This window comes from Candidatus Brachybacter algidus (assembly GCF_016707225.1).
Taxonomy (GTDB): Bacteria; Bacteroidota; Bacteroidia; order Chitinophagales; family Saprospiraceae; genus Parvibacillus; species Parvibacillus algidus.
On sequence record NZ_JADJID010000001.1, the window covers coordinates 780023 to 794637 of the forward strand.

The 14615-nt window shown below is 34.9% G+C and carries 14 protein-coding genes and 1 tRNA gene; 9 read left to right on the top strand and 6 right to left on the bottom strand.

All coding sequences use genetic code 11. The annotated features are described in order from the left end of the window. Positions 1–4: 4 nt before the first annotated feature. The 4 genes from IPI15_RS03155 to IPI15_RS03170 all read left to right on the top strand — a co-directional run bounded on the left by IPI15_RS03155 (position 5) and on the right by IPI15_RS03170 (position 3742). Positions 5–571, top strand: a complete 567-nt coding sequence (locus tag IPI15_RS03155) for a hypothetical protein (RefSeq protein WP_287419167.1) — start codon at positions 5–7, stop codon at positions 569–571. A 93-nt stretch (positions 572–664) separates the two neighbouring features. Further along, the gene (locus tag IPI15_RS03160; protein WP_287419169.1) at positions 665–1342 is read left to right on the top strand and encodes an O-methyltransferase; all 678 of its coding nucleotides are present in this window, start codon (positions 665–667) and stop codon (positions 1340–1342) included. Between the two features lie 32 nt (positions 1343–1374). Continuing rightward, on the top strand, positions 1375–2472 hold the full coding sequence (locus IPI15_RS03165; RefSeq protein ID WP_287419171.1) for a ligand-binding sensor domain-containing protein: 1098 nt from the start codon (positions 1375–1377) through the stop codon (positions 2470–2472). A gap of 103 nt (positions 2473–2575) precedes the next feature. After that, complete coding sequence (locus tag IPI15_RS03170; RefSeq protein ID WP_287419173.1) at positions 2576–3742, top strand: ligand-binding sensor domain-containing protein; 1167 nt, start codon at positions 2576–2578, stop codon at positions 3740–3742. A 105-nt stretch (positions 3743–3847) separates the two neighbouring features. Here the strand turns inward: IPI15_RS03170 and IPI15_RS03175 are convergent, their stop codons facing one another. Next, positions 3848–4066 (bottom strand): hypothetical protein, encoded by a 219-nt coding sequence (locus IPI15_RS03175; protein ID WP_287419175.1) that lies wholly within the window; start codon positions 4064–4066, stop codon positions 3848–3850. Positions 4067–4082: 16 nt separating this feature from the next. Beyond that, positions 4083–4994: an SPFH domain-containing protein gene (locus IPI15_RS03180; RefSeq protein ID WP_287400671.1), complete on the bottom strand. Its 912-nt coding sequence runs from the start codon at positions 4992–4994 to the stop codon at positions 4083–4085. Positions 4995–5494: 500 nt separating this feature from the next. On the opposite strand from IPI15_RS03180, the gene IPI15_RS03185 reads away from it, so the two are divergent. Next, positions 5495–5683 carry a hypothetical protein gene (locus IPI15_RS03185; protein WP_287400672.1) on the top strand — a complete coding sequence of 63 codons (189 nt, stop codon included), beginning with the start codon at positions 5495–5497 and terminating at the stop codon, positions 5681–5683. Positions 5684–5685: 2 nt separating this feature from the next. On the opposite strand, the gene IPI15_RS03190 is transcribed toward IPI15_RS03185, so the two are convergent. Next, entirely contained in the window at positions 5686–7014 is a 1329-nt protein-coding gene (locus tag IPI15_RS03190; RefSeq protein WP_287400673.1) for a lipopolysaccharide biosynthesis protein, read from the bottom strand. Continuing rightward, the gene (locus IPI15_RS03195; RefSeq protein WP_287419177.1) at positions 7011–8339 is read right to left on the bottom strand and encodes a saccharopine dehydrogenase family protein; all 1329 of its coding nucleotides are present in this window, start codon (positions 8337–8339) and stop codon (positions 7011–7013) included. Before IPI15_RS03195 ends, IPI15_RS03190 begins: the two co-directional genes overlap by 4 nt. Before the next feature lie 160 nt (positions 8340–8499). Here IPI15_RS03195 and cdd point away from each other — a divergent pair, with 160 nt between their 5' ends. Next, the gene (gene cdd, locus IPI15_RS03200) at positions 8500–8982 is read left to right on the top strand and encodes a cytidine deaminase (RefSeq protein WP_287400676.1); all 483 of its coding nucleotides are present in this window, start codon (positions 8500–8502) and stop codon (positions 8980–8982) included. Here the strand turns inward: cdd and kdsB are convergent. After that, the gene (gene kdsB / locus IPI15_RS03205; protein ID WP_287400677.1) at positions 8977–9729 is read right to left on the bottom strand and encodes a 3-deoxy-manno-octulosonate cytidylyltransferase; all 753 of its coding nucleotides are present in this window, start codon (positions 9727–9729) and stop codon (positions 8977–8979) included. The two genes, cdd and kdsB, sit on opposite strands and share 6 nt — an antisense overlap. Positions 9730–9928: 199 nt before the next feature. Here kdsB and IPI15_RS03210 point away from each other — a divergent pair. After that, a tRNA-Asp gene (locus IPI15_RS03210) sits at positions 9929–10002 on the top strand. A 1676-nt stretch (positions 10003–11678) separates the two neighbouring features. On the opposite strand, the gene IPI15_RS03215 is transcribed toward IPI15_RS03210, so the two are convergent. Continuing rightward, on the bottom strand, positions 11679–12419 hold the full coding sequence (locus tag IPI15_RS03215; protein ID WP_287400679.1) for a LytR/AlgR family response regulator transcription factor: 741 nt from the start codon (positions 12417–12419) through the stop codon (positions 11679–11681). A gap of 721 nt (positions 12420–13140) precedes the next feature. On the opposite strand from IPI15_RS03215, the gene IPI15_RS03220 reads away from it, so the two are divergent. Both IPI15_RS03220 and IPI15_RS03225 read left to right on the top strand, forming a co-directional pair. Next, the gene (locus IPI15_RS03220; protein ID WP_287400680.1) at positions 13141–13911 is read left to right on the top strand and encodes a DUF3667 domain-containing protein; all 771 of its coding nucleotides are present in this window, start codon (positions 13141–13143) and stop codon (positions 13909–13911) included. A gap of 80 nt (positions 13912–13991) precedes the next feature. Further along, on the top strand, positions 13992–14498 hold the full coding sequence (locus IPI15_RS03225; RefSeq protein WP_287400682.1) for a hypothetical protein: 507 nt from the start codon (positions 13992–13994) through the stop codon (positions 14496–14498). Positions 14499–14615 lie beyond the last annotated feature (117 nt).

Sequence of the window (14615 nt, forward strand, 5' to 3'; positions counted from 1 at the left end):
AGATATGAAAAAAGTCATTATTGAAGTGATTCTGCCGCTATTAGTGGCAAGCGGAGTGGTATTTGCTACACTTGAATTTGGAAATGAAACTTCTAATAAGTCAATCCAAAAACCGCTCTCTATTGATCAAAGGAACGCTGAAAGGAAAAAATGGGAGGCAACTCCTGCAGGTATTTTGTACAAAGAATGGGAAGTGTCTCATGCAGGTATAAAAGTGTATGCCGCTGAAGCGAAGATTAATAACTCCATTAGAAATAATACCAATATGGAGGGAGTGGTCACTTCTCTTTCTCTTCCTAAAGGAGCAAAAGTAGGTTTCGGTGTAATGGTCAGAATCAATAGTGACGATTACATTCTTTCTTTTGGAATAGAAACGCCAGGGAAGAATATTATGAATTTTAAAAGTGAATTTGATCTGTTGCGTACCTTGAAAGTTAACGACAAAATAATTATAAAAAGCCAGCACGTATCGCATGCACCAAAGTATGCATATCCAATCATAACGGGTAACTATGTAGAACGTGAGGGCAAAATCGTTTACAAACGCAGCCCTCGCAAAGGTGGCTGCTAAGCGAATAAATTATTAAGTACATTCTATTGCCGGCATTAACTATTAAAGATAGCCAGCAACCCTGAGACAACATTATTTAAGCAATTATAATTGATGAATACAGATATTTTTGGAGAGGTTGACACCTACATTAGCAACTTGCTCGCACCGGAAGACAAAACCTTAACGGATACTATAAGATCACTTGACACAGAAGGGTTGCCGCAGCATAGTGTTTCGGCAAATCAAGGAAAGTTTTTACAAGTAATGGCGATACTTTGTGATGCCAGAAAAATTTTGGAGATAGGCACTTTAGGTGGTTATAGCACGATCTGGCTTGCCAGATCATTGCCGGACGATGGTAAAGTAATTACCATGGAGTTTGACCCGCATCACGCGGAAGTTGCAAGAAAAAATATTGAAAATGCAGGACTCACGCGTAAAGTAGAACTAAGAGTTGGAAGTGCTTTGGATATTTTGCCAAATATTGTTGCAGAAAATGAAGGACCTTTCGATATGATTTTTATCGATGCAGACAAACCACCTTACACCGAATATTTCAATTATGCTGTTGCGCTTTCGAGACCGGGAACCCTTATTATTTGTGATAATGTGATCCGGGAAGGGAAAGTCCTGGATATTAACAGTACGGATGAAAAAGTAAAAGGGGTGCAACGCTTAAATAAAATGCTAAGTGAAAACAAAAACGTTACAGCGACAATTGTGCAAAACGTTGGTATAAAAGAATATGACGGAATGGCAATTGCAGTTGTAAATAGAATTAAACAATAAGACGACCCTTATCGATGAATATTACCAAACATATGCATAACGTCTTATCTTTCTTTTTTGTATCTCTCTTTTTTACCTCTTGTAATGGACAGATAAAAACAGAAAAGCCAAAAGAAATTATTGTCGAACAACCATCAGTTGCAGGAAAGAATACGAAACTGATTAAAACGCTGGGTTCAAATGAATATCAAGGCATTTCGTGTGGGTTGGAAGATAAGAAAGGGAATATTTGGTTTGGTACAGGCACTGAAGGCGTTTTTTTGTATGAGGATAAGGTATTCACACAATTTACTATTAAAGATGGGCTAAGCAGCAATGTTGTTCGGGCGATATTGGAAGACAGAGATGGAAACATTTGGTTTGGAACAAACAAAGGTGTTTGCTACTATGATGGAAAGACCATTCAACAAATTAGAAAGTCGATCACTGCAGGTGCTCAGTTAAGCAATACGATAAGTGCTAAGTCACCTTTTGTTAATGATGTTTATAGCATTATGCAGGATAAAAAAGGAATAATTTGGTTTGGCACGAAAGATGGTGTTGTCTGTTATGATGGTAATAACTACACCCGATTTTTAGATGATTACTCCATTAAGAACGACAGTAGTCTTACTTTAAAATATGTGCAATGCATGTTTGAAGATAAAAATGGCCACATATGGTTTGGCTCCGGACCAATGGCATTTGAAGGCATTGTGTTTTTTGATGGAAAAACCTTAACCAAATTCAAACCACAAGGTGAAGGATGGGTGCGTAAAATAGCCGAGGAGAAGAGTGGGAATATACTGTTTGATACCCGACATTTTGGTATGATAACTTATGATGGAAAAACATTTTCGGATTATGTCCAACCTCATTATTTGAGAAAAGAATTACTGCAAGCTATTCTGGTAGATAGCAAAGGAAATATTTGGTATGGTTCAGATTATACGAATGACAATGACATCACCAAAGGTGGTCTTTGGAAATATGACGGTAAATCGTTTACTGAGTTTACAAAAAAAGATGGGTTGAGTAACACTTCTGTAACCCTTATTTTAGAAGATAAGAAAGGAAATATTTGGGTAGGAAGTCGAAATTGTGAGCTATATCGCTATAATGGACAAACATTTGAAATTTTTTCAGAATAACAAAAACGAATTATAGATATTGGACCTGAAAGTTGTTTTCGGTTCAATGGTTTAATGAAACATCATTCCCTGGACCCACAACTTTTAATAATTTCAAACTGATATGTCGCAAGTGAAGCATAAATTCTACGGTTATTTATTTTTCAATCCAATATTTGTTTTAGTGATGCAATTTCTTCTATTTTCATCTTGTGGTCAAAAGAATGGAGAAAAAAAAGTCGATCAAAATGTTATTCTTTCGGACTCGTTGAATTCGGATTTGATAGCATCAAATAAAGTAACCCAATTAAGCGACAATATCAGGACAATCTTTCAGGATAGTAAAAACAATTATTGGTTTGGCACTGATGGATTGGGAGTTTATCGTTTTGATGGAAAAGAGTTATTGCTTTACAACCAGGAGTCTGGTCTTGTCAATAACCAGATATTTAGTATTCAGGAGGATGATGCAGGGAATACTTGGTTTAATACCCCACTTGGAGTGAGTAAGTTTGACGGAAAAAAGTTTGAAACCTATGCTGACACGGAGAGTTCTCATATGAAAACTTTAGCAAGCTATGATATAAATCTTTCTAAAGAGAACTTGTGGTTTGGTGCAGGTGGTGGAGCTTACCGGTTTGATGGAAAAAAATTAAATTATATTTTCCTCCCTATCAAAGAAGAAGTAAATAACATTTCGAGCCTGGTAATGGCTGTCAGGCCATTTACCCAGCCGGCTTTGGCCAATACGGTGTATTGTACTTACCAAGATAAAAAGGGAAATATTTGGTTTGGAACGCAGGCAGAGGGTGTCATTAGATTTAATGGAAAGGAATTTACCTGGTTATCTGATGATGGGCTGGCCGGTCCTGCAGTGCGCGCCATATTTGAAGACAGCCAAGGCAACTTCTGGTTTGGAAATAATGGTTCAGGTCTTTTTAAGTTTGATGGAAAGCAACTTACAAATATCACAAAAACCTTTCATCTTGAGAATGAAATGTTTGTGCTTTCGGGATTGTCGAAATCCGGTACAATGGCAAGGATCTGGGCGATTGAAGAGGACAATGCAGGTGACATATGGGTTGGTACAATAGACTGTGGGGTTTGGAGGTTCAATGGAATAAAGTTTATAAATTATACTACTAATGAGGGTTTGACAAGTGATATTATCCAGGCAATATACAAAGATAAAAATGGTAAATTATGGTTTGGAACTGATGGAGGTGGTGTGTTTACCTGGAATGGAATGGAATTTAAAAAGTTTGAAATAAATAATCAGATAGCCAAATAATCAATTAGTGTATTTTAACTTATAATAATTTCCGCTATTTGATAAACAACACAATAGGCTGTTCTTAAATTAATCATACCTTACATTAGGCCAAATTTCTCCTCCTTAATCCTCCCTAATCAACCTCAGCACTATTCCTTTGTCCCTTAATATTACCTCTGCTGATTCTATATCTGAAGCTGCAGAGAAGGCATGGTGCACAATTTTGTCAAGTTCTTGCGTATCGATAACATTTAGAAGATCCAACTCATAAAGGTTGTAGTGTTCCTTACCCGTTTTTATCACAACTTCTCGAGTGCCGGCATTGATTGATATTACGTTCATTCTGAAAGATTTTAGATTAATTTGTTTTTCCCGGGCTAATTATAAACCCACTTTTATCTGATGTAACCATTGTAGGACTTACACCGTTCCATTTCTGAACCTTTAGATAATCGATATATTCCTGGTTTAGAGATAATTGCTTAATTTTTATGGCTCTCGCCTCACCGGATGCTGTGATGACAGCTGTAGCACTATCTGCCTGTGCTTTAGCTATTCTTTCAAGACCTTGAGCAATTGCAACCAGCTTATTATTTTCAGCAATTTGTACTTTTTGGATAGCATTTGTTTTTTCCTGAATATTAATTTGGAGAGATTGCGGAGGTATTATATTCGTTCTTAACTGACTGATAATAAACCACTTGGAAACTCTTTTATTTGATTCTTTAATAATATCAGCTTCAAATTGTTCCCTGTTATTAAATATATCATCAATAGTCCATTTGTTGGCCACATCATTTACAGCTCCAACGATAGCGTTTTGTAACCATCCTTGTTCTATATCCTTCACAGGAATTCTAAGATTAGAAAACATGTCACCTATATCACCCGCTTTTAGACTATAGTTGAATTTTGGGTGTATGGAGGCACTAAGACCCCCTTTAGTGATGACGCTTTGCTCCGGATATTCAATGCTTTGCTGAAAAGTCGGGAACTCATATAATTTATTGATCCATTTGTTGATAATAACCCAGCCAGTTTTATATTCATACTTTCCTACGCCTCTGTTATCTCCTGCCAGATTTACTTTTATTCCAACATGGCCGGCGTCGACACGTTCTATCTTGAAAGGTTGTATGAGTGCAATTCCAGCACCAACTAACAAGATAATAATGGCATGCATGTATGAAGGTTTGGGTTTGCCTTTCTCCTTTAGTACCGCGATGATTGTCCATAATAATGTTAGTCCGAGTAGTAAAATAGTGATCATTTTATGTGTTTTATTTTTGTGATAGGTAAATATAGTAATAAGAATACTAAAGTCAATTCAATTATCCACGCCAGAATATTTAGCTTAAAATCGCTTGCCCGGTTAATAAAATATTCAATATTGACGGTACTTAAGTATATAAATAGCAAAGTGGCAATTATTAGAATGAATGTTTTATAAATAGTTGGGAGCACGGTATTTAGCTTTGTTTTAAAAGTAAATTTGATCAAACATTAAAAAGTAATTTAAAGATGTAATAATCAACTTGATTTGCAAACAGGCATTCGTCCAATTTAATTTCAAATTTGAGTTAAAAGTGATATATTTTTCGACTAAATTCAATTCTATGAAGCCTAAATTGCTCAATATGTATCAAAATTGTTGCCAATTTATTAGTTTAACATTTAATTTAGAATTTTAGCTTTCTTGGTCTTCATTTTATTTAGATATTTAGCGTTAAATTTGAACAATTCTAATAATTATTAAAACTTTGAGATAATATGGAAACAGATGTTAATTTATACGAAGAAGTAGTGAAATTGAATATGCGAATAAGCTGCCTTGAAGCATTATTGTATAAAGTAATGGACATAAATCCCAGAATAAATGTACCTTCAGAAGAAGAAATGAATGAATTGAACGATCGCGCTATTCAACAGGTGATTGACGATCTCGAGGCAGAAGATTGAAATTAAAATAGAATGGTGAAAAGCCAAACTATAACTAGTCCTGCACTGTATAACGCATAAGGTTTAACGTCAACATAATGGTGGATCGATATTCCTCGTTTTAATTTTAAATAAATGATTTGCATGATCTTTTCGGAAGAAAATGCGATTACAGTGCCTGCAGCTATACCCAATAGCCCAAATTTGAATGCCAGAGCTAAGCTTACAAATATGTTAATCATGAGCTCCAGGATTGCAATATAAAGCAACGCTTTAGTTCTTTTCTGACCTAACATAATAGTTTGAGGATAGATCATCCTGCTTATTATTAACAGTATATAAATATTAAATACTGGAGCTGAAGCTGCAAAAGATTCGTTGAAGACTAAAGGAAAAAAGTATTTAGATCCAAGCAATAACAAGGCCGATGTGCCGAATATATATGGATAAAGACGCTTGGACCTCAAACGAATTTCCTTAACACCTTGCGATAAATTTTGACTGACTAAAGGCACCAACGCTGTTCCCAATCCAATTGCCAATGTTACAGTCAGCGGAAATTCACGGGCTCCGTATCTAAAAATTGCAAAAATCGATTTGTCTTCATAAAATCTTTGAACAAGCCAGCTGTCATAAATTGGTGCTATTCCGGAAAGGATAGCATATCCGATCAAAGGTGAACCAATAAGGGTGAGTCGCTTGACCCATTGTAATTTGTAGGCATTTAGATTAAATGAAATAGATAATCTACCGGACATTAATAGCAATGCAAAAGCAAACGCATTCAGCAGAATCAATAAGTTGATTAATTTTCCTCCAAAAATAAGATTTAGAAAAAACACGATTATATATCCAAGAAAGTAGAAAATTGTGAATTTTAGAAGTTCACTACTTTGTTTCTTAAGCATGAGTATTGATGGGATCAACATCGATGGAATGTTGATAAAACTGTAAAGGCTGAACCAATAAAACCCTTCTATCGTTTTTGATTCTATTAAAAAAGGAAGTAGCAGTGGTCTTCCCACCACAAGTATTACTGAACAAATAAAAGATATGCCCAGAAAAAAAGTGAATGTACTACTTATAAATGCCTTTTTTTCAACCTCAGCAACCTTTGGATAAATGGCAAGAAATGCCTGAGTCATGCCATTGACCCAAAAAACACTAATAAATTGACCGAGATAATTGAGGGTTTCAAATTTTCCGATATCCAGAGTTGACATAGCACTCTTCGTGAGTATAATGCTACCAATAATAATAGCAATCTGGCGGCTAACATTAAAAGCCTGAAATAATCGAATAGGATCTTTTAAAATTGATAAATTTTTTAACTGATGTTCAACCTCCTTCATACATTCTCACTTTCCATGAAGTGAATTCCAAGAGAGGAAAGTTCTTTTAGAATTGGTTCATATATTTCTTTCTCCACAGGAATAAAGACTCCAGGTTTGTTGAACATCCCGCGCAGTCTAAGTTTTGCATAGATAGCCAATGGTAGGCCTACTGTTTCAGCCATCGCCGTATATATATCATTTTTACCTTCTCTGTACAGTGTTGAATAAACTGTTCTTACTTCATTGTCCAGACGATATTTGACCTCATGTTGCATTACAATGAGATCTTTATCATTGGGTCTTAGAACCCATTTATTTACAATGATATGCTCAAGTACTTGCGCAGGAGTTGGGTGGGAGAGTGGGCAGCTCTCATCAGAAAACAATTGAAGATATTCGATTCTTTCGTAGGTTGCGGGACTTATATTTCTCCTGATTGTTCTTTCAATTTTTTCTTTTGTTTCACAATCTTCACTGATAAGAAAGCTTTTTGTAAAATTTGCAATCGAAAATCCTGCTTCCAGAGAAAGTTTTGTTGAATCGTCGGTCATTCCCAGGTCAATCAGAACAGACCATGCCTCACAATATCCCTCACCTCTGAAAGTACCTCTGATCATAGTATTTATCCCATCTAAACGATAAAGGTCTACATATTTAATGCTGTCTCTGTTGACATACATTGAAAAATTACCATGGCCGATGACATCGACTTCTTCAGATTGACTGAATAGTCTGGAGTATGGTAAAAATTTAATTTCTCCATTCTCAAGATATTGAGAGGTACATTGTCCCGCCAGAATGACGTTTCTTGGATTCCAACTTACCTTGTAATGCCATGGATTGTCATCACTTTCCTTTGCGACGAGACCTCCAGTATATGATTTGAAGGAAATAATTTGTCCACCTTTGGATTTTATTTCATCCAGTAGTTTCATAGCTGACATGTGGTCTATTCCAGGATCTAAGCCGAGTTCGTTGGCGAAAACCAATCCTTTAGCAGTTATTTCCGGTTCCATTGCTTTTATTTCATCACTTAAATAGGAAGCGGTGGCCATATCCTTTCCGTAAAGAAGACAATCCTTTGCGACTAGAAAATGCAGAAATGCAGGCAGCATAGAAATTACGAAAGAAGCTTGCGCTATGAGTGCTTGTCGCATTGCGGTGTCATTGATGTCGCATGCTACAGCTCTACCTCTTGGATGATTGCCAATTTTAAGTTCTGCTATTTCTATGTTAGAGTCTGCAAGGACTAATTGAAATTCTTCTGCTTCAGCATGTTCAAGCAAATAGTCAATTAGATAGGTTGCTGAGCGACCGGCTCCAAATAAAATAATCTGCTTCACTTTGTACTTTTATTGTGATAAAATATTGCTCTTGGGATAATCTCAAAAATGCCACTTACAAAGGGCGAATTTATTAAATACTAGGTTGAAAAAAGTGATTCATTCAACTATTTTATAAAATATTAATTTAATACTTTACATTTATTACAACTTTAGATTTATGATAGATAAAAATATAACCATCTCCTTTAAGCAATATGACAGTCTTGATGAACTAACTGCAGAACAACGTAAGTTACTTGACGAGGCATACAAGGCAATGTCTAATGCATATGCACCATATTCTAATTTTCATGTCGGGGCATCTCTAATGGATCAGGATGGCAATATTTTTATTGGTGCTAATATGGAAAATGCTGCGTTCCCTATGTGTATTTGCGCAGAAGGTTCGCTTTTGGCTTCATACAGTTCTTCAGGAGCTAAATCTCCTATTGTGCAGGTCGCTGTCACTGCTTCCTCAGCCAATCAATTATTGGATTCTCCAGTAGCACCTTGCGGTGCATGTCGTCAAATGCTCTCTGAATTTGAAAACAAGCAAGGATCTCCAATAACAATTATTCTAAAAGGGTCCTCCGGACCAATCCACGTGATGAATAGTGTTAAAGATATTTTGCCTTTTGGCTTTTCTTCTGAAAGTTTATAACAAAGGCGGAGTTTGCAGCTTTAGTAATTCTTCCAGGTCTTCAGGTGTATTTATTTCTATACTGTCGTTGTCAGTTAGGGCAACTTTAACATTGTAATCGTTTTCGATCCAGCGAAGAGCTTCCACATTTTCAGAAGTTTCAAGATAGCTTTCGTTTATCGAAGAAACCTCTAATAAAGTCTCCATTTTAAAACCATAAAGACCAATATGTTTATAGTATTGGTGTCTCAAGAGCCATTCTTCCTTATTGGCGAAAGCAAAATAGGGGATAGGGTGGCGACTCATGTATATGGCTTCCATATTACTTCCGAAGACGATCTTAACTACATCAGGGTCGTCTAGTTCTTCCTGTGATTGGATAAACTTGGCAAGTGTGGCGATCTCAGCTGAATCGTTTTGTAATAAAGTCTTGGCCAGGATGTCTATTTGAATAGGCATAATAAACGGTTCATCGCAATGTATATAGATTACTGCCTCGAAATCCGGATGCTTTTTTGCAACTTCAGCGCAACGGTCTGTGCCACTTCTGTGGTAATCCGCAGTCATTTCCACTGGAATATTGAGTGCAGTACATCTATCAAAAATCCTTTCATCATCTGTTGCTACGATAAGTTCAGTGAGGAAAGAAGACATTTTGGATTGTTCGTAGACCCATTGTATCATTGGTTTGCCTCCTATATCAGCCAATGCTTTTCCCGGAAAACGGGAAGATGCGTATCTTGTTGGTATTATTCCTAGTATTCTCATAAAGTTATTAGTGCAAGTTATGAAAATTACTTAAATGGAAATAAAAAAAGTAGAAGAAATAAGCTATACCATAGTTTGAAAGCTATTGTTGAATTTATTTTACAAAAATATTGAAAAATATTTTGAGGTAAGAGAAGTGTTACTATCTTTGCACCGCTTTGGTAAACAAGTCAAGCAGTTGACAAGTGATAAGCAAAATGGTTCGGTAGTTCAGTTGGTTAGAATGCCGCCCTGTCACGGCGGAGGTCGCGGGTTCGAGTCCCGTCCGGACCGCAAGGTTAAAAGAAGCTCTAGAGAAATCTAGGGCTTTTTTTGTTTGTTTAAGTTTCTAAATAATTGCCGCGCTGCCACGGCGGAGGTCGCGCGGTTCCCTGCCTGCGTAGGCAGGCAAGTAGGGAGTCCCGTCTGGACAGTAAGGTTTTAATGACATATCAGAGAAACCTGAAGTTTTTTTCTTTATGGAGCTTTTTTGGCCGGGTATTGAAGAAATTTCTATAATTTCTGGGCTAAATGTAATATTGCAATATTACGATGAAGCATACTCATACCTGCATCTGACACTAAAATACAGAACTATTGTAAGTTAAATTGTGGGAAATGAATTAGATGGAGTATGTGTCTTATGAACACAAGAGGGTTTGTGCGATTTTTAAAGTCAAATGTAATATTGCAATATTACGATGAAGCATACTCTCATTTGCATCTGACACTAAAAAACAGAACTATTGTAAGTTGAAAAGTGGTAAATGAATTAGATGGAGTATTAATCTTATGAACACAAGAGGTTATGCGCGATTTTCAAAGTCAAATGTAATATTGCAATATTACGATGAAGTTTAGTCTCACCTGCATCTGACAACAAAAGGCTGAACTTTTGTAAGTTAAATTGTGGGAAATGAATTAGATGGAGTATGTGTCTTATGAACACATGAGGTTATGCGCGATTTTCAAAGTCAAATGTAATATTGCAATATTACGATGAAGTCTAGTCTCACATGCATCTGACAACAAAAGGTTGAACTATTGTAAGTTAAATAGTGCGAATTGAATTAGATGGAGCATTTGTCTTATGAACACAAGAGGTTATGCGCGATTTTCAAAGTCAAATGTAATATTGCAATATTACGATGAAGCATACTCTCACCTGCATCTGACAACAAAAGGCTGAACTATTGTAAGTTAAAAAGTGGGAAATGAATTAGATGGAGTATTAATCTTATGAACACAAGAGGTTAAGCGCGATTTTTAAAGTCAAATGTAATATTGCAATATTACGATGAAGCATACTCTCACCTGCATCTGACAACAAAAGGCTGAACTTTTGTAAGTTAAATTGTGGGAAATGAATTAGATGGAGCATTTGTCTTATGAACACAAGAGGTTATGCGCGATTTTTAAAGTCAAATGTAATATTGCAATATTACGATGAAACATACTCTCACCTGCATCTGACAACAAAAGGCTGAACTATTGTATGTTAAATAGTGGGAAATGAATTAGATGGAGCATGTGTCTTATGAACACAAGAGGTTATGCGCAATTTTTAAAGTCAAATGTAATATTGCAATATTACGATGAAGTTTAGTCTCACCTGCATCTGACAACAAAAGGCTGAACTTTTGTAACTTAAATTGTAGGAAATGAATTAGATGGAGTATTAATCTTCTGAACACAAGAGTGTTTGTGCGATTTTTAAAGTCAAATGTAATATTGCAATATTACGATGAAGCATACTCTCACCTTCATCTGGCAACAAAAGGCTGAACTATTGTAGGTTAAATTGTGGGAAATGAATTAGATGGAGTATGTGTCTTATGAACACAAGAGGTTATGCGCGATTTTCAAAGTCAAATGTAATATTGCAATATTACGATGAAGTCTAGTCTCATCTATCATTTGCCACTATTGTCTAATTTAATAATTTCATTGAATTACCAAATATTTAGTTTTCACTTCTTCAATATCCCCATAACCATCTCTTTCTTCCGCTTTGAAATTGACAATTCCTTACCATCAGACATAGTAAGTGTTCCGTCACGGTTGACCTTGGTGATGTATTTTATATTTACAAGATACGATTTATGTATCCGAATAAATTGATGTTCAGAAAGTAGTTCATCAAAGTCACCAAGTGTTTTTGAGACGAGGAGCGGCTTTTTATTGAGTAGGTTAAATTTTGTATAATTATTATCGGCTTCACAATAAAGAATATCGACAGGGTCAAAGAAGAAGGTCCCTTCGCTCGTAGAAAGTGCTAATTTGAAGTTTTTTTGATCCGGCTGCTTTAGATTGGTGAGTAAGTTGTCAACAAGAGATTTTTGTTCAAAATTTCTACTTTTTACGATGTGGCTGTTGATTGCATTTTTTAAGTCCAGGACGTCAATTGGTTTCAATAAGTAATCTAGTGCTGAAAACCTGATCGCTTTAATTGCGTATTTATCAAACGCCGTAGTGAAAATAACGTCAAAAGTATCGTGCGGCGCCAAACTCAGGAAGTCGAATCCATTCATTACAGGCATCTCTATATCTAACATTATTAAAGATGGTTGGAATTCCGGCAATATATCAAGCGCCTTTTGTGCACTATCACAATATTCGATCTCTGTTTCTATTGGGATATATTTCTTGATAAGAATCTTCAGGATATTTCCTGCAGAGATCTCATCATCGACGATTAATATCTTTAGCATATTTGTTTGTTATATTTATTCAATTTCTCGGTTTGATGGTAAAGTTATTAATACTTCTGTTCACTAATACATTTTCATCTTTTTCTCAATGGGTTCCACATTTATAAATTCATTATGTGCTTGAATAGTAAAGATAAAATCTGTGTTTTCTTTTAATGTCATTGAGAATAAGAAGTTGGTAATATTATGTTCCATTTCATACTAACTCTTTAGATTTTCAGCACTTATCAGTTTGACGTTTAAATTCTCATCTTCAATTGCCTTAATATTATTTATCCTTCAATCAGTATTCGAATTGAATATTTATGGACCTCCACACTGGATAATAATTGAAATGCAAAGATCGCATTATTTGATCATTAGATTTTTCCTTTCCCTAATCAAAAATGTCCGTTCCCTCGATGAGAATATTAGAATCTTGTCCAAATTATAACTTCTTCTCATATATTAATTAGTGTATAATTTACAATATATAGGTAAAGTCAATAACAGCAATCATTTATGTGAAATTACAAATGGTCATATTCTAAATATTTTGACCGTTAATTGCAAAATTTGACCGTTAAATAAGTGATTATTCCCGTTTACTAAGTATCGATTTTTAACATGCTTCAACACATTTACTTTGCATTCAAATTAGTAGTTATTGTTACTTTAATAATTTCTACAAAATTCAGACAACGTCAATTTAATTCACAATATTTTTAAACATTCAATTATCATGTTGCACCATTCTTTAGAAATCAATGAAGTAGCTTGTCAAAATTGCGGATACGTCGATAGTGGAGTATACTGCAGTGAGTGCGGTAAGGTTTTAAAGAAAAACAGAATATCTATAAGAGTGATCCTTATGAGCGTCATAAATGCTATCTCAGGTGTAGAATCAAAGTATTCTGAAACCACAAAGGCGATGCTCAAAAATCCAATTGCTTTTATCAAAGACTATATTTATGGCAACAGGGATAAGTATTGTCTTCCTTTCAAATTTTATTTATTTAATGTTGGTATTAATTTATTTATATATACTTATTTTGATCTTGGCTCCTTCAATGCTCAATCGTTGGCAGATGATGATGCTTTGAAATTTCAAAGTGAAGTAATGTTTGATCAGATCATTAGTAATTACGGGAATTTATTTTTGCTTTTTATTATTCCTTTATTTGTAATGATCTGCAGTATCCTGTTCCCAAAGTCGCAGTATAATTCAGCAGAAAAGGCCACTGCCATCACTTATATGCTAGGTTTTCTTTTACTGTTTGAAATTTTAATCAATCTTGTTTCGGTTGCCTATAATCCATTTTTAATACTTGGAAGACAATTAGTTCGAATATTAGAAGTTGGAATTATATTTCTTCTAAGTTATAAATTTTTTAATCAGAGTATTTTCAAGGCCATTTGGAAAACAACTATCATCATATTGACTATCATATTTAGTATGAAGATTCTCCTCATGGGTTTCATGGAAATACTAATCATGATTTGCAAAGAATAAAATCAATTCACCATAGGGCTCGTTAATGGCTGCTTCAATCCAAATAATTTTCACAAAACACAATCTAAATTTTATTAAAAATGAAACATCTTGCTTTTCTTCTTTTCCTTATCTCTTTTACATCATGTGTATCTTCTAAGAAATACAAAAGTCTTTATTCCGATCATGAATCATTAAATTCTGAACTTAGAGTGGCGCATGCCAATCTGGCCAACGTTTCTAATAAGCTATATGATCTTGAAAAGGAAAAGATTAAACTATCTTCAAAATTAGAGGCCTCTCAGGTTCAAATACTTTATAAAGAGGATAATATCAGAATACTTAATGATAATGAGCAAAATTTGAAAAAAACAAACCGTGAGTTAAAATCCTGGGTGGATAATTTTACTTCGAATAATGCTGTACTAGTCGAAAATAACAAAAAGGCCATCTCCGAATTAGAAAGACAAAATCAAAGAGTCGAAGATCTCAATAAGTCCATAGCTAAGAAAAGTGCAGTTAATGTCCTAATTGTCAAAAAAGCGAAGAGAAATATTACGGACAAAAAATTGTTGAGGTCCCTTGAAAAACTGGGAATTATCATTTAGAATAAAATATTCTTAATGATTTTAACAAGAGTTATACGTTAACTAACTCATTTGTTACTTTCCCTCATTGTTAAAAAACTCAATTTACTTTAAATTATCTTTACAATATCAACATTA

Bases quoted from the DNA above. Each gene is read 5' to 3' on its own strand.
- IPI15_RS03155 (WP_287419167.1), top strand. From the start codon at position 5: ATGAAAAAAGTCATTATTGAAGTGATTCTGCCGCTATTAGTGGCAAGC.
- IPI15_RS03160 (WP_287419169.1), top strand. From the start codon at position 665: ATGAATACAGATATTTTTGGAGAGGTTGACACCTACATTAGCAACTTG.
- IPI15_RS03165 (WP_287419171.1), top strand. From the start codon at position 1,375: ATGCATAACGTCTTATCTTTCTTTTTTGTATCTCTCTTTTTTACCTCT.
- IPI15_RS03170 (WP_287419173.1), top strand. From the start codon at position 2,576: ATGTCGCAAGTGAAGCATAAATTCTACGGTTATTTATTTTTCAATCCA.
- IPI15_RS03175 (WP_287419175.1), bottom strand. From the start codon at position 4,066: ATGAACGTAATATCAATCAATGCCGGCACTCGAGAAGTTGTGATAAAA.
- IPI15_RS03180 (WP_287400671.1), bottom strand. From the start codon at position 4,994: ATGATCACTATTTTACTACTCGGACTAACATTATTATGGACAATCATC.
- IPI15_RS03185 (WP_287400672.1), top strand. From the start codon at position 5,495: ATGGAAACAGATGTTAATTTATACGAAGAAGTAGTGAAATTGAATATG.
- IPI15_RS03190 (WP_287400673.1), bottom strand. From the start codon at position 7,014: ATGAAGGAGGTTGAACATCAGTTAAAAAATTTATCAATTTTAAAAGAT.
- cdd (WP_287400676.1), top strand. From the start codon at position 8,500: ATGATAGATAAAAATATAACCATCTCCTTTAAGCAATATGACAGTCTT.
- kdsB (WP_287400677.1), bottom strand. From the start codon at position 9,729: ATGAGAATACTAGGAATAATACCAACAAGATACGCATCTTCCCGTTTT.
- IPI15_RS03215 (WP_287400679.1), bottom strand. From the start codon at position 12,419: ATGCTAAAGATATTAATCGTCGATGATGAGATCTCTGCAGGAAATATC.
- IPI15_RS03220 (WP_287400680.1), top strand. From the start codon at position 13,141: ATGTTGCACCATTCTTTAGAAATCAATGAAGTAGCTTGTCAAAATTGC.
- IPI15_RS03225 (WP_287400682.1), top strand. From the start codon at position 13,992: ATGAAACATCTTGCTTTTCTTCTTTTCCTTATCTCTTTTACATCATGT.